This is a genomic window from Verrucosispora sp. FIM060022 (assembly GCF_003977705.1).
Taxonomy (GTDB): Bacteria; Actinomycetota; Actinomycetes; order Mycobacteriales; family Micromonosporaceae; genus Micromonospora; species Micromonospora gifhornensis.
This window is the reverse complement of the sequence record NZ_RQIV01000006.1, coordinates 120,212-138,483: the sequence shown is the minus strand read 5'-3', so window position 1 is coordinate 138,483 and position 18,272 is coordinate 120,212. Positions and strand designations below refer to the sequence as shown.

General features: G+C 69.9%; 15 protein-coding genes. 11 read left to right on the top strand and 4 right to left on the bottom strand.

Annotation, left to right across the window (positions count from 1 at the left end):
- The first annotated feature begins 29 nt into the window (after nucleotides 1-29).
- The 6 genes from EG812_RS17875 (at nucleotide 30) to EG812_RS17850 (ending at nucleotide 8,373) form a co-directional block, all read left to right on the top strand.
- A complete protein-coding gene (locus tag EG812_RS17875) occupies nucleotides 30-722 on the top strand; it encodes a sigma-70 family RNA polymerase sigma factor (protein WP_126712231.1) in 693 nt (230 codons plus the stop codon).
- Entirely contained in the window at nucleotides 719-1,495 is a 777-nt protein-coding gene (locus EG812_RS17870) for an anti-sigma factor (protein ID WP_043720100.1), read from the top strand. Before EG812_RS17875 ends, EG812_RS17870 begins: the two co-directional genes overlap by 4 nt.
- Before the next feature lie 198 nt (nucleotides 1,496-1,693).
- A complete protein-coding gene (locus EG812_RS17865) occupies nucleotides 1,694-2,380 on the top strand; it encodes a COG4315 family predicted lipoprotein (protein WP_043720096.1) in 687 nt (228 codons plus the stop codon).
- Nucleotides 2,381-2,735: 355 nt separating this feature from the next.
- On the top strand, nucleotides 2,736-4,544 hold the full coding sequence (locus EG812_RS17860) for a stealth family protein (RefSeq protein ID WP_233579530.1): 1,809 nt from the start codon (nucleotides 2,736-2,738) through the stop codon (nucleotides 4,542-4,544).
- Nucleotides 4,541-5,530 carry a hypothetical protein gene (locus EG812_RS17855; RefSeq protein WP_013732353.1) on the top strand — a complete coding sequence of 330 codons (990 nt, stop codon included), beginning with the start codon at nucleotides 4,541-4,543 and terminating at the stop codon, nucleotides 5,528-5,530. Before EG812_RS17860 ends, EG812_RS17855 begins: the two co-directional genes overlap by 4 nt.
- On the top strand, nucleotides 5,527-8,373 hold the full coding sequence (locus tag EG812_RS17850; RefSeq protein ID WP_126712230.1) for a stealth family protein: 2,847 nt from the start codon (nucleotides 5,527-5,529) through the stop codon (nucleotides 8,371-8,373). Before EG812_RS17855 ends, EG812_RS17850 begins: the two co-directional genes overlap by 4 nt.
- Nucleotides 8,374-8,439: 66 nt before the next feature.
- Here the strand turns inward: EG812_RS17850 and EG812_RS17845 are convergent, their stop codons facing one another.
- Nucleotides 8,440-10,239 (bottom strand): stealth family protein, encoded by a 1,800-nt coding sequence (locus EG812_RS17845; RefSeq protein ID WP_126712229.1) that lies wholly within the window; start codon nucleotides 10,237-10,239, stop codon nucleotides 8,440-8,442.
- Nucleotides 10,240-10,698: 459 nt separating this feature from the next.
- Between EG812_RS17845 and EG812_RS17840 the strand changes: the two genes are divergently transcribed.
- Entirely contained in the window at nucleotides 10,699-11,616 is a 918-nt protein-coding gene (locus EG812_RS17840; RefSeq protein ID WP_013732350.1) for a DNA-3-methyladenine glycosylase family protein, read from the top strand.
- A gap of 52 nt (nucleotides 11,617-11,668) precedes the next feature.
- Here EG812_RS17840 and EG812_RS17835 read toward each other — a convergent pair whose 3' ends face one another.
- Nucleotides 11,669-11,881 (bottom strand): hypothetical protein, encoded by a 213-nt coding sequence (locus EG812_RS17835; protein WP_013732349.1) that lies wholly within the window; start codon nucleotides 11,879-11,881, stop codon nucleotides 11,669-11,671.
- Between the two features lie 135 nt (nucleotides 11,882-12,016).
- Here EG812_RS17835 and EG812_RS17830 point away from each other — a divergent pair, with 135 nt between their 5' ends.
- Together EG812_RS17830 and EG812_RS17825 are read left to right on the top strand one after the other, a co-directional pair.
- Nucleotides 12,017-13,129: an ATP-dependent DNA ligase gene (locus tag EG812_RS17830; protein WP_126712228.1), complete on the top strand. Its 1,113-nt coding sequence runs from the start codon at nucleotides 12,017-12,019 to the stop codon at nucleotides 13,127-13,129.
- A gap of 54 nt (nucleotides 13,130-13,183) precedes the next feature.
- On the top strand, nucleotides 13,184-14,749 hold the full coding sequence (locus EG812_RS17825; protein ID WP_199743905.1) for an alpha/beta hydrolase: 1,566 nt from the start codon (nucleotides 13,184-13,186) through the stop codon (nucleotides 14,747-14,749).
- A 132-nt stretch (nucleotides 14,750-14,881) separates the two neighbouring features.
- Here EG812_RS17825 and EG812_RS17820 read toward each other — a convergent pair whose 3' ends face one another.
- The gene (locus EG812_RS17820) at nucleotides 14,882-15,589 is read right to left on the bottom strand and encodes a DUF899 family protein (protein WP_126712226.1); all 708 of its coding nucleotides are present in this window, start codon (nucleotides 15,587-15,589) and stop codon (nucleotides 14,882-14,884) included.
- A gap of 136 nt (nucleotides 15,590-15,725) precedes the next feature.
- Between EG812_RS17820 and EG812_RS17815 the strand changes: the two genes are divergently transcribed.
- The gene (locus EG812_RS17815) at nucleotides 15,726-16,646 is read left to right on the top strand and encodes an RNA polymerase subunit sigma-70 (RefSeq protein ID WP_126712225.1); all 921 of its coding nucleotides are present in this window, start codon (nucleotides 15,726-15,728) and stop codon (nucleotides 16,644-16,646) included.
- A 69-nt stretch (nucleotides 16,647-16,715) separates the two neighbouring features.
- On the opposite strand, the gene EG812_RS17810 is transcribed toward EG812_RS17815, so the two are convergent.
- The gene (locus EG812_RS17810; protein WP_158632521.1) at nucleotides 16,716-17,492 is read right to left on the bottom strand and encodes a winged helix-turn-helix transcriptional regulator; all 777 of its coding nucleotides are present in this window, start codon (nucleotides 17,490-17,492) and stop codon (nucleotides 16,716-16,718) included.
- A 30-nt stretch (nucleotides 17,493-17,522) separates the two neighbouring features.
- Here EG812_RS17810 and EG812_RS17805 point away from each other — a divergent pair, with 30 nt between their 5' ends.
- The gene (locus tag EG812_RS17805; protein ID WP_126712223.1) at nucleotides 17,523-18,248 is read left to right on the top strand and encodes a DUF899 family protein; all 726 of its coding nucleotides are present in this window, start codon (nucleotides 17,523-17,525) and stop codon (nucleotides 18,246-18,248) included.
- Nucleotides 18,249-18,272: the final 24 nt, after the last annotated feature.

The following is an 18,272-nucleotide window of genomic DNA, read 5'->3' as shown; positions in this document are numbered from 1 at the left end:
CTTTCTGTCCATGGACAACGGAGGTCTGCATGCACACACTGGCGGCCGGTTGGCGCGGCGAGCGGGTGCGGGTGGACTGGATGTCGGCCCGGTCCCAGTCGCGGCCGACCACGACCACCAACGGGGTCGACTCGCGTGCGGTGTCTCGCCAGAATAGCCCGGTGACGCCGCGACCCGCCCCTGGCCGCCACCAGGCGACGACCACCGAGGCCGCCCACTCCGACCAGTTGATCCGCACCCTGTACGCGGAACACGCCGGTCCGTTGCTGATGTTCGTGATGCGGCTGACCGGCGGTGACCGGCAGCGGGCGGAGGACATCGTCCAGGAGACGCTGCTGCGTGCCTGGCGCAACGCCCACCGGCTGGGCACGCAGGGGCAGGGGTCGCTGCGCCCCTGGCTGGTGACGGTGGCCCGGCGCATCGCCATCGACGAGCACCGCAGTGAACAGGCCCGGCCGGCCGAGACGTACGACCGGGATCTGACCGCGTTCGCCGAGTCGGACAACACCGACCGGGTGCTGCGTTCGATGACGGTGGCCGATGCACTACGAACGTTGAGCCAGTCGCACCGGGAGATCCTGGTCGCGACCTACTTCCGAGGACGTACGGTGCCAGAGGCGGCCGAGGAACTTGGGCTGCCGCTGGGCACCGCCAAGTCACGGGTCTACTACGCGCTGCGCGCGCTGCGCACAGCCTTGCAGGAAAGGGGGGTGACGGAATGAGCCGGGTTGACCACATGGACGTCGCCGCGTACGCGCTCGGCGTGCTGGACGAACAGGACATGGAACGGTTCGAGGAACACCTCGCAACCTGCTGGGCGTGCGCGGCCGAGCTGGAGTCGATGGTGCCGGTGGTCGGGCTGCTCTCCGACATCGACGCGGAGTCGGTGACGGCGCTGGAGCAGACCCACACGAATCCGGTCCTGCTGGACCGGACGCTGGTGGCGATGCGTACGCACCGCCGCCGGGCACGGTTCCGGCAGATCCTCGCGACCGCCGCCGCGGTGGTGGTCTTCGGCGGGATCACCGGGGTGGTGTTCAGCAACCTGGCCGACAGCGGCACCGCGCCGCAGATCGCCGGGCCGACCAGCGGCCCGGTGCAGGTGCCGAACACCGGCTCGGGTGACCCGGGTGATCCGGGGGTCGGCGGTAACGCGCAGGAGGGCAGGAAGGTCAACGTCACCGACCCGACCACCGGGGTCACGGCGACCTTCTTCCTCGCCTCGAAGGATTTCGGCACCAACATCGCCTTCACGCTGGGTCGGCTGCCCGGTCCCCGGGAGTGCCGGCTGGTGGTGGTGCGCGAGGATGCCAGCACCGAGGTCATCTCCACCTGGTCGGTGCCGCAGGGCGGCTACGGCACCAACAGCAACCCGCAGCAGCTGAGCCTGGCCGCCGCCACCTCGTCCAAGTTGGACGCGGTGAAGCACTTCCAGGTGCAGGAGGTCGACGGCAAGGGTGCGGGCAAGCCACTGGTGACGGTGCCCGCCAACTGACTCACCACCACGCAGCAGGGCCCGCCTCGGTCGAGGCGGGCCCTTGCTCGTCTGCGCCGGCGGAGGTACGCCCACACACGGACAGCTGTCGATTCCGGTTCAATCATCCGGGTGTGAAATGAGCCACCCTTCTGCTTTCAACCTTGACAGCCTCGTTTCCCGTACTTCCCGGTGACTTGTCAAGTATGAGGAGGGCACGTGGCAAAGATGAAGCGCACCGTCGTTGTCGCGAGCGCCATGGTCGCACTTACGGCCTGCGCGCCCGCGGGCTACAACGGAGCAGACCCCGGCGTGGCGGAACCGGTCGCTGTCGCCGCGGCCGACTCCACGGCCACCCCGGACCCGGAGAGCAGCGCGGATCCCGAGGCCAGCGCCGAACCGGGCGCCTCGGCGTCGCCGGGAGCGGAGCCTGAAGCCGACGCCCCGCTGCCCGACGGTGTCGAGTTGACCGAGAGCCTGACCGGCAAGAAGTTCCCCCGGATGGGCAGCGCGGTCGTCAACCAGGACGGCTTCCTGCTGTACCGCTTCGACCGCGACAGCAACGACCCGCCCGCCACCAACTGCGAGGACCAGTGCGCCGAGGTGTGGCCGCCGGCGCTGACCGACGGCAACCCGAAGCTCAAGGGCGTCTCCGACGACGCGGTCGGCACCATCACCCGCCCCGACGGCACCCGCCAGATCACCCTGGACGGCTGGCCGCTCTACACCTACATCGGTGACAAGAAGCCGGGCCAGTGGAAGGGCCAGGGCGTCGGTGGCACCTGGTTCGTGGTCAACCCCGACGGCAGCAAGAACCTGGAGTGCCTGCCCAAGGGCACCCCGAAGGCGGTCGAGCCGCCATCGAAGACCAAGTCCGACAGTTCCGACTCGGACTACGACTACTGATCCTGTCAGTCGGATGGCCGGCCGCAGCCCGTCGGGGCGCGGCCGGCCATCGTCGTCTGTCGGTGAGCCGAATCGACCGGGCACGGTTATGCGAAAGAAGACGAACAGTTGATGGCCGGTGACCGAACGGCAAGTATCCACACGAACCGGCTGACTGGTACATTGCCACACGTCGCGCGCCGGGGCGTCCGGCCACGGTGCGCCGAGCCTGACGCCCATCGCGGTGAGTCGACAACTTATCGGGGGCTCCCGGCCTGGCCCGGGGCGACGACACATGGGATCTCGGCTTGTCTGCTGACCTTCTCTGGCATCGCGTTCCGCGTAGTTCGGCCACCGTCGAAGCGAGGCGATGACGATGGCATTACGCATCCACCGGGTAGTACCGAAGCGTTATCGACTCCGGATCGTCCAAGCCCTTCCGCCGCAACGGCAGCTCTGGCTCGTACGCCGGCTGACCCGGCTGGCGCCACGTCAGACCCACACCCCCGTCGGTCGAGTGCACCAGGTCCGCGACGGCGGTCGTCGAGTAGCAGCCGAGGTGGTCGAGCAGGCCACGCCGCTCGCACTCTGGCAGCGCAACCTCGACCTCGTGACCCAGACCCTGGACAAGGCGGGGATCGACTACTTCTGCGTCCGTCACGCCGACGACCTGCGCAGCGCGGTCGCCGTACCCCTTGCGCGCAAGGGCGAGACGCTCCGGGTGCTGCAGGAGCTGGCCGGGCAGCCGCAGGTCACGGTGAGCGTGGTCAACGCACAGGGTAAGCAGGTCAGCGCGAGCGAGCAGGGCGCCATCGTGCAGGTCTTCCACTGCGTGTCGGACCCGGGCAGCACCACGATCATCGGCAGTCGCTTCGCCTCCGAGGTCGAGTTCTGGCAGCTCGTGACGCCGAGCGACCGGCCGACCGCGGAGATCGTCGCACCGCGCGGCAACCAGGTGGCCGCATCCCTGCCCGCGCAGGGCGAGCCGGTCACCGTACCGGCCTCCCGACTGACCCGCTTCGCCCCCGAACGTGGCGAGCCGGGCCGATACCGCAGCCGGGCGGAATTCGCAGGTCTGGGCCACGAGCACGTCACCTTCCCGATCGATGCCGTCTACACCTGGGTCGACGGCAACGACACCGACTGGCTGGAGCGCAAGAACCGGGCGCTGCGGCAACAGGCGGGAGCCGAGATCAACGAGGTCGCCCTCGACCCGTCCCGATACGTCAGCCGGGATGAACTGCGCTACTCGTTGCGCTCCCTGGTGGGCTTCCTGCCCTGGATCCGGATGATCTATCTCGTCACGGACGATCAGATTCCACCGTGGCTGGACGTCGACCATCCCATGATCAAGGTGGTCCGGCACCGCGACATCTTCCGGGACACCGGCCAGTTGCCCACCTTCAATTCACACGCCATCGAGTCCCGGTTGCACCGCATCGAGGGTCTCAGCGAGCACTTCATCTACGTCAACGACGACATGTTCTTCGGGCGGCCGCTGTTGCCGACCAAGTTCTTCCACGCCAACGGGATCGCCAAGTTCTTCCCCTCGCCGGCTCAACTCGACGTCGGCCCGGCGACGATCTACGACGCTCCGGTCACCGCCGCCGGGAAGAACAATCGGCGGCACATCCAGGATCGGTTCGGACGCACGATCACGCAGAAGATGCGCCATGTGCCGTACGCCCTGCGCAAGAGCGTGCTGGAAGACATCGAGCGACAGCTCACCGACGAGGTGCTGAGTACCGCCGACCATCAGTTCCGGCACCCGGCCGACCTGTCGATCCCGTCGTCCCTGCAGCACTACTGGTCGTACTTCTCCGGCAAGGCAACTCCCGCGACCATCGCCTACACCTACGCCGACCTGGCCCATCCCGCCACGCCTGTGCAGTTGGCACGGCTCCTCGCCCGGCGTGATCGGGACGCCTTCTGCCTGAACGACACCGAGTCGGCCGAGGTCTCCATTCCCGAACAGCACGCGATGCTCACCGAGTTCCTCACGGCGTACTTCCCGTTCCGCGCCCCGTTCGAGCTGCCCGCCGACGTCGAAGCGGAGCGGGCACGACACACCGCGACGGCGCTCGCCTCGGCGAGCCTGCCTGGCCACGCCACGCCCGCCGCCGCCCGGCCGTCTCGCGACGGCCAGGTCGACGGCGCGATCGACGACCGTGAGCCGGTCGGATGAGCCCGAGCGAACGTCGCCGGCCGGCACAGCCTCCACTGCGACTGCTCCAGGTGGTGTACGGCGCCCGACGGCGAGCCGGTCTGGTCGCGGATCGTCTCGCCCGCCGCACCAACCAGCTGCGCCGGGATCCCGTCGCCGATCTGCCCGAGGTCGACTGCGACTTCTTCGCGGTACTCGACGGACGTACGCTGCACCTGCACGCGCTGCTGCCCAGTGCCGCGGTACCCGCTCCGAGCCGGGCCACCCTGATCTTCCTCCAGGGTGCGCAGGTCGTGGAGTGCCCGGCAACGGTCGAGGCGGAAGGCGACGCCTTCGGGGTACGGGTGCAGGCCGCCTTCGGGACGGGCAACGACGACATCTCGCTCGCCAAGGGTGTCTGGTCGCTGGCGCTCGCGGTGTCCGGCGAGGCCGGTGAGCAGCAGTTCGCGTTGCGCGCCGGCGAGTCGCCGGAGCACGACGGACCGACGGTGCCGGCACCGCCGCACCCGATCTCCGGCTGGCGGTACGAACCCGGCCTCGGCCCGCACGGGCTGGCCCAACTCACGGTCGCGGGGGCCAAGGCCCGTGCCGAGGTGATCCAGCTGGCAACGGGACGCACCGAGGCGCGAATCCAGGCTCGCCTGCTCGGCGTCCGCTCGCTGGAGGACCCGGTCGTGGTCTTCACCCCGCGCGCCGGTGGCGCAGACCTGGTCATCCCGATCGACCCGGTCGACGGCCGGTTCGAGTTCGTCGTGCCCCTGGCCGAGCTGGCCTCCGGTCCGCCGGGCACCGAGGTGATCTGGGAGGCATGGGTACGCACCTCCCCCACGCGCATGATCCGTCTCGGCCGGTTCCTCCACGACCTGCGTGATCCGCGCACGGTCCTGCGGGTCAGCCGGTCCACCGTGGTGGTCGGCGACCGGCACTTCGTGGGATACCGGCCGTACTACACCAAGGCCGGCAATCTTGCCGTTGCCTGTCTGCACTTCACGGGGGCACCGACATGAAGATCACCTTCCTGCTCAACACAGCCGACGCCCTTGGCGGAACCGAACGGGCCATCCTGACCCAGGCCGACTACCTGGCACGACGACACGACGTCGAAGTGATAAGCGTCTTCCGCACCAGCGACACCAGCTTCTTCGCCATCGACGAGCGGGTACGCCGCCGTTACCTGGTCGACCTGACCGGGCCCACTCCCCGCCCTCACCGGGCCACCTCGGTCGACGACGCCAGCTACGTGGCGTTGGCGAACAGCGCCAGCCGACTGATCCCGAAGCCCTGGGAGAGGCAGTTCAACCGACTGGCCGACCTGGAGGTCGAGCGGGCGCTGCGCTCGCTCGACACCGACGTGCTGGTCTCGTCGTCACCCGCCCTGATGTCGCTGGCGACCACGCTGGCGCCCCCGGGGGTGGTGACCGTGCACCAGGAACACCGGCCCTCGCAGCTACGTGGCGGGACGGGCCAGCCGCTGTTCCAGATGTCCCCCCGGTTGGACGCCCTCGTCGTGCTGACCGACCGGACACGGGACTGGTTCGTCGACACCTTCGGCACGTCCTGCCCGCGGCTGGAAGTCATCCCCAACAGCATTCCGGACGGCTACCGACCCCGCTCCGACCTGCGCAACCCGGTCGTGGCCATCGCCGGGCGGATGGTGCCGGAGAAGCGGATCGACCATGCCATCCGCGCCTTCGGCAAGGTGGCCGCCGCCCATCCGGACTGGACCTTGCGGGTCTACGGCGACGGCCCGCTGCTGCCGGAGATGCGTCGCCTCGCCTCTGACCTCGGTCTGCACGACAACGTGCAGGTCCTCGGCGCGACCGACCGGATGACCGAGGAGTGGTCGAAGGCGAGCGTCGCCCTGCTCTCCTCGCGGGACGGCGAAGCGCTGCCGCTGGTGTTGCTGGAGGCGTTCGCCGCAGGTGTACCCGCGGTGAGCTACGACATCCAGACCGGCCCGGCCGAGATCATCACGCACGGCGTGGACGGTCTGCTGGTCAGCTCCGGCGACGAGGACCAGCTCGCCCAGGCGCTGATCCGGCTCGTCGCCGACGACGAATTGCGGCGTAGCTTCGGCGCGAACGCTCTCGTCGCTGCCGAGCGGTACCGCATCGGGCCGATCATGCAGCGGTGGGAGAACCTGTTCGCCGAACTCGTCGCCGAGCACGCCGGCACCGAACAGCTTCGCGCCGACCGGCTCGCGACCTGGCTGGCACGGGCGGGCGGGTCCGGCTTCGCGCCCGCTGCCCCCCGGCCCTCCCATGTCGCCACCGGCCCCGACCTGGAGTCGCTGGAGCAGCAGGTCGACGAGGCAGTACCCGGACTGGTGCGCAGCGGTGGACGGCTCAGTGTCGTGGCCGATGACCTGACGCCCGCCGATGCCGCGTACGCCAACTTCACCGCCGTGGTCGACGTGCTGGAGCGGTCCGGCATCCCGTACTGGGTCGCCCGCGATCCGGGCGTACGGCACCGGGTTGTCGTCGCGCTGGAGCAGCAGGAGGCGACGCTGTCGGCGTTGGCCGCCGCCTTCGCCAAGGCCCCGTACTACGTCGAGACCCTGACGACCGATGCCAAGGTGACCGGGGTGACGCTGGCAGCGTGCCTGGCCACCGAGCCGCGCGCAGCCGACGCGCGGGGACTGCGGGTGTTCCGACCGATCGTCTCCACGTCGCGGACCTTGCGTTACGGTCCCGCACTCGGCTGTGACGTGGAGTTCTGGGTGCCTTCACCGGAGGGCGACGCACTGATCGCGACCCGCCGCACCCTGCTCGGCAACTCCGTGCCGGTGGCGGCGATGGCACCGGCAGTCCTCACCGTCCGGGATCGGCAGCACCCCACCATCGAGCCCTTCACCCAGCGACTCGTCTCCGAGGTGGACTTCCCCGTCGACGTGGTCTACACCTGGGTCGACGGGTCGGATCCGACCTGGGTGGCCGACAAGAACAGCCTCCTGGCGAGCCTGGGGCGGGCACCGGTCGAGGCGGCGGGGAGCACCGCCCGGTTCCGCGACCGCGAGGAGCTTCGCTACTCGTTGCGGTCCATCGACATGTACGCGCCCTGGGTACGCAACATCTACCTGGTCACCGCGGGGCAGAGCCCGTCCTGGCTGGACACCGACCATCCGCGGATCACCGTGGTGGACCACCGGGATCTCTTCGGCTCCCGAGGCGCGCTGCCGACGTTCAATTCGCACGCCATCGAATCGCAACTGCACCACATCGACGGCCTGGCGGAACACTTCCTCTACTTCAACGACGACTTCTTCCTGGGCCGCCCGGTCGGGCCGACACTGTTCTTCCGCAGCAACGGCCTGTCGCAGTTCTTCCTCTCCCCGACCTCCATTCCCATGCTGGAGGTCAGCGCGGACGACGACTTCAACTTCAGCGCGGCGAAGAACAACCGACGGCTCATCCGGCAGGCGTTCGACGCCACCCTCACCCACGGCCTCCTGCACGCGCCGTACGCGATGCGTCGGAGTGTGGCGTACGACCTGGACAAGGCCTTCGCCGGCGAGATCGACCGGACTGCGGCGAGCCGGCTACGTGACCACGCCGACGTCTCGGTCGCCTCCTCGTTGCACCACTACTACGGGTATCTCACCGGACGTTCGGTGCAGGGCGGCATCCGGGTCAGCTACGTCAACACGGGCGATCCGAGCGAGCACCCGCAGCTGACCCAGATCCTCATCACTAGAGGCTATGACGCGTTCTGCCTCAACGACACCCACCACGGTCAACTCGACGAGGCGGAGCAGAATCGCATCGTCGCCGGTTTCCTGGAGAGCTACTTCCCGGTGGCCAGCCAGTTCGAGCGAGGCAGTAGGCGCAACCGCGCGCACCGGTACGCGTAGCGGGGCCGTACCGACAGATCGGCCAGTTGCCCCGGGCCTTCCGCCCGGGGCAACTGGCCGATCTGGTCAGGAAACCTGGAAATCGCCCAACGAGCTGCGTCTGCTGTTGGGCAGGGTCGGTGCGTCGACCTGTGGAGTCCGACGCGTACCCGGGACGGGCCGCTGCGCGTCGCGCCACAGGGCGCTGGCACCGAGGTCGCGGCGCTCGGCCACCTCGTCGTCGGGCAGCTCGAACGGTGCGGGGAACGGCAGGTAGCGGGGCAGGAAGTCGGCAAGCATCCGCTCCTGCTCCTCGAACGCGCGCGGGTCCGAGTCGGTGTCGTTGAGGCAGAACACGTCGCGGTTGCGGTGGGCCAGCAGCTCGGCCAGGCGCGCGGGCGTCGACGGGTGGCCGAGGTCGGTGTACTCGTACTCGATGTGCCCTGGGACGGCCTGAGCGGTCAGATATGCCCAGTACTGGTGCAACGACGACGGGATCGACAGGTCTTCGTGGTGGCGGAACCGGTGCTGGGCCGTGGCGAGCACGTCCGCCGGCAGCATCGCCTCGATCTGGTGCATGATGCTGCGCCGCAGGGCGAACGGGGTGTGCTTCATCTTCTGCGTGATGGTCACGCCGAACTGACGCTGGATGTGCCGGCGGTTGTTCTTCCCGGCGGCGTTGACCGGCGGGTCGCTGGGTTTCGCCTCGCCGAGCCCGAACTGTGCCGGGGAGAGGAAGAACTTCGCGATCCCGTTGGCGTGGAAGAAGTGCGTCGGCAGCAGTGGCCGGCCCAGGAAGACGTCGTCGTTGAGGTAGAGGAAGTGCTCGGCCAGACCCTCGATGCGGTGCAGCCGGGACTCGATGGCGTGCGAGTTGAACGACGACAGGCCACCGATGTCGGCGAACAGTTCGGCGTGCGAGACGACGGTGATCATCGGGTGGGTCGGGTCGAGCCAGCTCGGCAACTGGCTGTCGGTGACCACGAAGATCTTCCTCAACCAGGGTGCGAAGCTGTGCAGCGAACGCATCGAGTACCGCAGCTCGTCCCGGTTGTGGTAGCGGGAGGTGTTGGCGGCGATCGCGTGCAGCGGACCGCCGGGCGTCCCCATCGCCGCCTGCTTGCGCTCGCGCCATTCCGGGTCCGAGCCGTCGACCCAGGTGTAGACCGCGTCGATCGGGAAGCCGACCCGGTCCGGTGCGCGTACGGCCAGGTCGCGACGGGTGCCGTAGGTGTGGTCGTCGGCCTCGGGCACGAAGTGGCTGAGCAGCGCGGCAGCGACCCGTACCGGTTCGGCGCGGGCCGGGGCCTCGTCGATCACCGCGTTGTGCCGGGGTGCCCGGACCACGTCGCCGACCCGGGTCCACAGCTCGATCTCGCAGGCGAACTGCGCGCCGAGCACCAGGCCCGCCCGGGCGTCCGTCACCGGGAACCACACCTGGATGACCTCGGTCGGCGCCCGGTCCGGCTGGTGGCGCTCGGGCCGTACCTCGACGATCCGGACGTGTGCGCCCGACAGCTCGGGCGCGGTGCGGACCAGCTGCCGTAGCGCGTCGCGCTTGTCGTCCAGGACCGCCACCGTGCTGCGCAGGTAGTCGTCGTTGCGTACGCAGTGGTATTGGATCCCGGCGGACTCCAGCGCGGAGGTGACGGCGGTCAGGTTGCGGTGCCACATCTGCAGCGGCGTGGCCGCCGCGACGACCTCGGCCTCGGTGCGGACCCCGTCGTCGGAAACGGTCACCCGGGCGCCGACCGGGTGCGCCGTCTCCCCGCCGCGAGGGCGGGTGAGGGTACGCACCATGGCGAGCCGCTGATGCTCGGGGAGCAGCCGGAGCAGGTGGCGCCGGACAGCAGGCGGAAGAAGGCGGTAGACGCGCAGCGCAATCATCAGATCGTCGAGGTCCGACGGGTCACCCTTCGGTGACCACGTCAGTGCTGAGGCCCGTGCGGCGGAACGACGGCCGTGGGCCGTCCTGGTTGAACAACCGCTACGGCAGTCATTCCGTTACCTCCTGCACAAGTCCCCGTGGTGCGCGGTCCCGGCCCTGTCGGTTGACCGGCGTCCGCCACCGGGCCATGCACCGGCGTCGTTGCAGGCCGGACGGATACCGCGCAGGTCGGACCATAACAGCGCAGTTGACTAACGAGATAGTGATCAAACCTTGCCATTACCGTCGTGTCGGATTGTGGCGCCAGCTACATCTGTATTTGCGGGTATTTGACCGAAGAATCCTGGCCATTCAGGTGGCCAGGAGGTGAACGTACGGTTCATTGGCACCGTCCGGGGACCCGAAACGTGCCAGGCCCCGCGCTGATCAGGCGTCCGCCGAGGTGGCACAGTGGGGTCGTGACCGGGACCGCGCCCACCGCGAGCCGGACGCTGCGCCCGCCACCCGACTACCGGCTGGTCGCATCGATCCGGCCAATCACCTTCAGCCCGTACGATCCCTGCGCACGAATCACCGGCGACACCCTCTGGTGGGCCGCTCGTACCCCGATCGGGCCCGCCACCCTGGCCCTGCAGAGCACCGGCGGGGAGCTGCGTGCCGACGGGTACGGGCCCGGCGCCGGCTGGATGGTCGAGCACGCCGACGCGATCGCCGGGCTGCACGACGACCTCACCGGCTTCGCCGACCTCGCCCGGTCGCACCCCGTGGTGGCCCGACTCGCGGCCCAGCACGCCGGCTTGCGGCTGCCCGCCACCGGGCTGGTCTTCCCCCGGGTGCTCCGGGCCGTCTTCGAACAGAAGGTCACCGGCAAGGAGGCATACCGGGCGTACGCGGCCACCGTCCGCCACTTCGCCGAGCCGGCGCCGGGACCTGTGTCGCTGCTCCTGCCCCCCGAGCCGGCAGCCGTGGCAGCCGCCCCCTACTGGGTCTTCCATCCGTTCGGTGTGGAGCAGCGCCGCGCCGAGACGCTGCGCCGCGCCGCCGCCGTCGCGGACCGCCTCGAACGCAGCGCGGACTCGTCAACGGCCACCCGTGCCCTGTTGTCGATCAACGGGATCGGCCCGTGGACAGCCGCCGAGGTCGTCCGGGTGGCGTACGGGGACGCGGACGCGGTAAGCGTCGGCGACTACCACGTACCGAACACGGTGGCCTGGGCCCTGGCCGGCGAGGCACGCGCCGACGACGCCCGGATGCTGGAGTTGCTGGAACCGTTCCGGGGGCATCGGGGCCGGGTCTGTCGGCTGCTGGAAGCCGCCGGCATCCATGCGCCGCGATTCGGCCCGCGGATGCCGATCCGCTCCTTCGCCCGCTACTGACCTGCGGTCCTGCTGACCTTCGGGCACTGCCGAGCGGCCGCCCGACAGGGTGTCACGCGGCCTCGTGCAGGTCGGCAAGATCCACCGGGCTCCACCGGCGCAACAGCGCCGCCAACTCGGCCACCGTGGCCACCTCGCCGAGCACGTTGTCGCCGCCGCCGAAGCGGCGGGGATAGCGGTGGACCAGCCGGTAGACGTGCCGGCCCCGGATCAGCTCGACGCTGACCCGCCACCGTCCGCAGCACCCGCACACCCACTCCGACACCCCGCGAAAGTAGCTCTGACCTGCGGTTATGCGAATCTCCCAGGCGAGTGGTGACGACCCACCGGCGGACACGCCACCCACCGACCAGCCGTGATCTGCCTCACCGTTGTCGGTGGGGTCTGATTGACTGTCGCCGTGGACCTGCCGATCAACCCGCCGGTGGAGCCGATGCTCGCCCGCAGCGTCGCGTCGATCCCCACCGGGCCGGGCATGACCTACGAGCCCAAGTGGGACGGTTTCCGCTGCATCATCTTCCGCGACGGCGACGAGGTGGAGCTGGCCAGCCGGGGCGGCAAGCTGATGACCCGCTACTTCCCCGAGGTGGTCGAGCAGGCCCGCCGGCAGCTGCCGGCGCGCTGCGCGGTCGACGGCGAGCTGATCGTGATCCGCCGCGACGGCCCGAAGGCCGCGCCCCGGCTCGACTTCGAGCTGCTGGCCCAACGCATCCACCCGGCCGCCTCCCGGGTGAAGCTGCTCGCCGAGACCACGCCCGCCGACTTCGTCGCCTTCGACCTGCTCGCCCTCGACGGCGAGAGCCTGCTCGACGTGCCCTACCCGACCCGACGCGCGCGCCTGGAGCAGGCCCTGGCCAAGGTGCGCCCGCCGGTGCACGTCACCCAGATCACCACCGACGCCGACACCGCCCGTCGCTGGTTCGACGTGTTCGAGGGCGCCGGGCTGGACGGGCTGATCGCCAAACCCGCCGACCTGCCCTACGAGCCGGGCAAGCGGCTCATGTTCAAAGTCAAGCACGCCCGCACCGCGGACGTGGTGGTCGCCGGGTTCCGCTGGCACAAGTCCGGCCCGGTGGTCGGCTCACTGCTGCTCGGCCTCTACGACGACGCGCAGGTGCTGCACCACATCGGGGTCAGCGCCTCGTTCACCATGGCCCGCCGGGCCGAGTTGCTGGAGGAGCTGGCCCCCTACCGCGAGGTCGGAGCCGAACACCCGTGGGTGCACGGCGACCACGAGCGCGGCCAACGCATCCCGGGCGGGGTCAGCCGGTGGACCGGCACCAAGAACCTGGAATGGGAGCCGCTGCGCCCGGAGCTGGTGGTCGAGGTGGCCTACGACGCGATGGAGGGTGACCGGTTCCGGCACACCGCCCGGTTCGTCCGCTGGCGGCCCGACCGCGACCCGCTCTCCTGCCGGTACGACCAGTTGGACCGGCCGGTCCGGTTCGACGTGGACCAGGTCCTGCGCGGCGATCCGACGGTGACGGTCGGGTCCGGCACCGGCTCCGCGTAGCCTGACGATCGCACCGATCACGGAGGCTCGCTCGTGACCCGTACTACCGACCCGATCCGCCGCCGCCGACGGCTGACCATCGCCGGCCTGGTGTCCGCTGCGGTGGTCGCCGCCGGATGCACCCTGCCGGCACTCGCGCCGCGCAGCGACGTCGAGGGCGAGGCCGCCCCACCGGGCACGACACCGACCTGGCAGGCCTGCCCGGAGGTGGCCGACGAGGTGGTCGGGCGGGGCGCGCCCGGCATCCGGTACGAATGCACCCGCATCCAGGTCCCCCGCGACTGGGCCGGCGGCAGTGCCGCCACGACCGGCCCCGGTGCCGGCGAGACCTTCGAGATCGCCCTGATCCGGGCCCGCTCCGACAAGCAACGCGACCGCATCGGCTCGCTGCTGGTCAACCCCGGTGGTCCCGGCGGCTCGGGCGTGGACACCGCCGTCTACCTCTCCTTCGGCGAGCAGTACGGCGGCCTGCCCGACCGCATCATGGAACGCTTCGACATCGTCGGCTTCGACCCACGCGGGGTGGCCCGGTCCAGCCCGGTGGAGTGCATCTCCGACGCCGACCTCGACGCCGTCTTCGGCTCCGACCCCGACCCGCAGAACCAGCAGTCCTTCGACGACCTCGTGGCGCTGGCCAACCGCATCGGCCGGGGCTGCGGCGACAAGTACGGCGACCAACTCCCGCTGTACGGCACCGAGCAGGCCGCCCGGGACATGGACGCGATCCGCGCGGCGGTCGGCGACGACAAACTCACCTACCTCGGCTACTCCTACGGCACGCTGCTCGGTGCCACGTACGCCCAGCTGTTCCCCTCCCGGGTGCGGGCGCTGGTGCTCGACGGCGCGATCGACCCCCGACAGGGCCTGATCGAGGGATCGGAGAGCCAGGCCAAGGGCTTCGAGCGGGCCTTCGACAACTTCCACCGGTGGTGCGCGGCCAACGCCGCCCGCTGCCCGATCGCGCCCGACGCCCGCGCCGCCGTCATCTCCGCCATCGACAAGGCCCGGGTGTCACCGGCCCGTTCCGCCGACGGCCGGGAAGCCACCGCCGGCTGGGTCTTCTACGCCGTCATCTCCTCGCTCTACACCGAGAGCGGCTGGCAGGAGCTGGCCCGCGCCATCGACCAACTGGAGGGCGGCAACCCGCAGGGCGTGTTCCGCCTCGCCGACAGCTACGCCGACCGCGACGACAAGGGCCACTACACCAACCTCTTCGACGCCAACACGGCGATCAACTGCGCCGACGAGGAGGAACGGCCCAACCTCGACCGCATCCGCCAACTGCAGTCCCAGTGGCGCACGCAGTACCCGCTGTTCGGCCCGGCGCTGGCCACCGGCCTGATCTCCTGCACCGAATGGCCCGGCGGCAGCGACCCCTACCCCACCGGCCGCGCCGACGGCGCCCCGCCCATCCTGATCGTCGGCACCACCGGCGACCCGGCAACGCCGTACGAGCAGACCCCGGCGCTGGCCGAGATGCTCGGCGTCGGCCGGGTGCTCACCTGGGAAGGTGAGGGTCACACCGCGTACCCGCAGACCGCCTGCATCACGGCTGCCGTCGACGCGTACCTGATCGACCTCACCGTCCCCGCCGAAGGGAAACGCTGCCCCGCCCGCTGACTTCCGGCCTCACTTCCCCTGCCGGCACCCGCAGGCATTCGGGCTCTGCGGGAAGCGCCCGCCCGCGGCACGACGTGGCAGCAGGCTGGCACCGCGGCCGACCCGAGCATGATCACCTCGATCATCAGGACGTCATCGCGGTGCGACGCCGGGGCGTGACCATTGCGCGGTGGGGCGGCCGTTGAGACGCCACGGGTGCCCGGTGACCCGTGGCCAGCCTTCAGGCGAGTTTTCCCAGTTCTCCTGCCGGCCGTACACCGTGAGGTCCAGGGCGTGGTAGGTGGTCGTCAACGCCTCCACGCCCCGCCCGGTGGTCCAGTAGGTCTCATAGACCTTGTCGCCGTCGCGCAGGTAGCACGCGATGAACCCGGAGCCGCGACCGTCGGCCAGAGCTGGGTCGGAGTCTCTCGCCGAATACCAGGGGAACCTGTAGCCCATGAAATCCGCGAACGGGGCACTTTCGTCGTAGGGACCCTCGCAGAACACGGCGTAGGTGACGTCCCGAGCGTGCAGGTAGTCCAGCATCTGCATGTGACAGGTCGAGAAGGTGCACCCCTCACACTGCTGCTCGTACGGCTTGCCGTCGTGCCACATGTGGAAGTAGGCGATGAGCATCCGGCGGCCCTCGAACACCTCCACCAGCGGGGTGTCCCCGCCAGGGCCCCGCACCGTCACCGTCGGCATCAAGGTCATCGGCAGCTGGCGACGGGCGGCTGCGATCGCGTCTCCTTCGCGGGTATGGGCCTTCTCCCGGACCAGCAGTTCGTCGCGCTCGCGCAGCCAGGTCTCCCGGTCGACGACCGGGGGCGCGGCGGCGCTGGACGCGGGGGTTGCCGTCATGGCTGTCTCCTTCGTGCAGTGGGGATCGGTCACAGGTACAGACGACCGAGTCGACGGTCGTCATCGGTGACCGATGACGGATGGGTCCTCAGTCGTCAGTACGGTGGTGAGGACCACTCAGCCCCGGGAAAGTCACATGTCCGAATCGCCTGATGAGCCGGCGGTCTGGCTTCAGCGCGCCTTCGACGAGCACCGGCGTGAGCTACACGTCCACTGCTACCGCCTCGCCGGGAACGTCACCGACGCGGACGACCTGGTGCAGGAGACCTTCCTGCGGGCCTGGCGGGCTCGCGACCGCTTCGAGGGTCGGGCGTCGGCGCGCACCTGGTTGTACCGGATCGCCACGAACGTCTTCCTCGACAGCCGCAAGGCGGCCGGTCACCGGACGGTACCGTACGGTGATCCGCTGGAGTGGTCCACCGAGCTCGGCCCCTATCCCGACGCCCTGCTGGCCGACGATCCGCAGACCGGTCTCGCCGCCCGGGAGACCGTCGAGCTGGCCGTGATCGCAGCGCTCAGGTACCTGCCGCCGCGGCAGCGGGCGGCCTTCGTGCTGCGCGACGTCTACGGCTGGACGCCGCAGGAGATCGCCGCCGCGCTCGACACCGCCGTAGCGGCCGTCAACAGCCTCCTCCAGCGGGCCCGCCACACTCTTCGGCGGCACGCTCCGTCGGACCCGAAGGACTGGCGCCGCCCGCAGCTCACCAGTGAGGACGAAGAGATCCTGCGCCGCTACGCCAACGCGAAGGACCCGGAGACGATCCGGGCACTGCTCGCCGAGGACGTACGGATCACGATGCCGCCCGAGCCGCCGGTCGTCGGGATCGACGCGGCCGCGGAGTTCCTCGGCCGACCGCTCGACTGGCGTACGTTCCCCACCTCGGCCAACGGGCGCCCTGCGCTGATCAACTATCTCCGCCGGCCCGGCAGCCCGCACTACGAGGCGTTGGTCGTCGACGTACTCCGGATCGAGAACGGGAAGATCGTAGAGAGCAACGCCTTCATCGGTGCCCGTCACGTCGCCGCCTTCGGCATGCCCGCCACGCTCGAGCCCTAGACGAGTAAGTCTCAAGCTAGGTGGTTGCCTGAGCCCCCAGCCGGGGTGTACTCCCCTTCGCTCATCAGCTCATCCTGTCGTCACCGGGATGCCGAGATTGCCATGCCCGTTCGTCGGGCGCTGCCCGGTGCGGTAGAGCCCGACCACGCGCACGACCGCGTCGCGGTCGCCGGTGACGTGCACGTCACCGGCGCGTTCGGCGTCGGCGAGCGGCAGGCCCTCGAACAGGATGCCGCCCCACACTGTCGAGTCGGCGGTCACCGTCGCCACCGGCTCCTCGGCGAACCCGACCTGGATCGTGAGAGTCCGGTCCACGGCGGTCAGGTGGTACCGGTGTACCGGTGGGTCGGGCCGGCGGGCGTCGTACAGGTGAAGGGCGATCGGCGGCAGGGCGGCGAGCATGGGCGGCGCCATGGTGCGCATGGCGAGGACCGTCGCGTCGGGAGTCATGCCACCGCAGGTGTCCGGGGCCGGGCCGGTCGCGTACCACTGTCCCAGCGCCGCGAGGACCGTCTCCAGGCCCTGGCCCCACGTGGTGGCGGCGTACGCCTGGGTGTGGGGTTGATCGGTGAGCGTGACCTGCTCGACGATGCCGGCCTGCTGCAGCGACCGAAGTCGGTCGCTGAGGACGGCCGGGGTGATGCCGCGAGCCGCCTCCGCCAGGTCCGAGAAACGTTTCGGTCCGAGAATCAGTTCGCGTACGACGATAAGCGTCCATCGGTCGCCCACCAGGTCGAGCGCGTTCGCCGCCCGGCAGGCGTCACCGAGTTCGGCGTAGGTCCGCTTGATAGGCAACCAGATCAGCCGTCCCTTCTGCCCGGAGACACAGTGCCGGGATGGCTCCACACCCGCACCGACTATGTTTAAGGTACCGGCATGGAGAATATCGACAGCAGTCCGCTTCCTCCCATCGTCGACCGGGAGACCTGGCTGCGGGAGCGGGATGCTCTCCTGCCCCGCGAGAAGGCCCATACCCGCGAGGGTGATGTGATCGCCGCTGCTCGGCGCCGCCTGCCGATGACCGAGATCCAGCCCGTCGAACTCATCGGCGAGCGGGGCCTGACCTCGCTGCCCGACATCTTCGAGGGCCGCGACCAACTCGTCGTCTACAAGCACATGTGGCACCTCGGCAAGCCGTTCGAGGGGCAGTGCGAGGGCTGCACCCTCAGCATCTGGGACTTCCAGAACGCGGTCTACCTCGAGGAGTGCGGCATCACCTTCGCCGTCTTCTGCGAAGGGCCGTACGAGGAGATCGCGCCGTTCCGGGAGTTCATGGGCTACACCCACCCGTGGTATTCGACGTACGGTCTCGACGAGCCGGCCTTCGCCGACAACGGTGCCATCGCCTGCTACCTCCGTCAGGACGACCGGGTCTTCCTCACCTACGAGACGACCAGCCGGGGCGTCGAGGCGATCATGGGCTCACTCAAGCTGCTCGACATGACCGTCTACGGCCGCCAGGAGGAGTGGGAGGACTCGCCCGAGGGCTGGCCGCAGCGTCCGCCGTACAGCTTCTGGCGCAGGGACGGCCGGCCGACCGCGCAGTGGACCCGCCCGCAGGTCACGCCGGTCACACCCGCCGGCGCATCCCACTGCCACTGACGACTACGCCGACCAGGCCGGGCT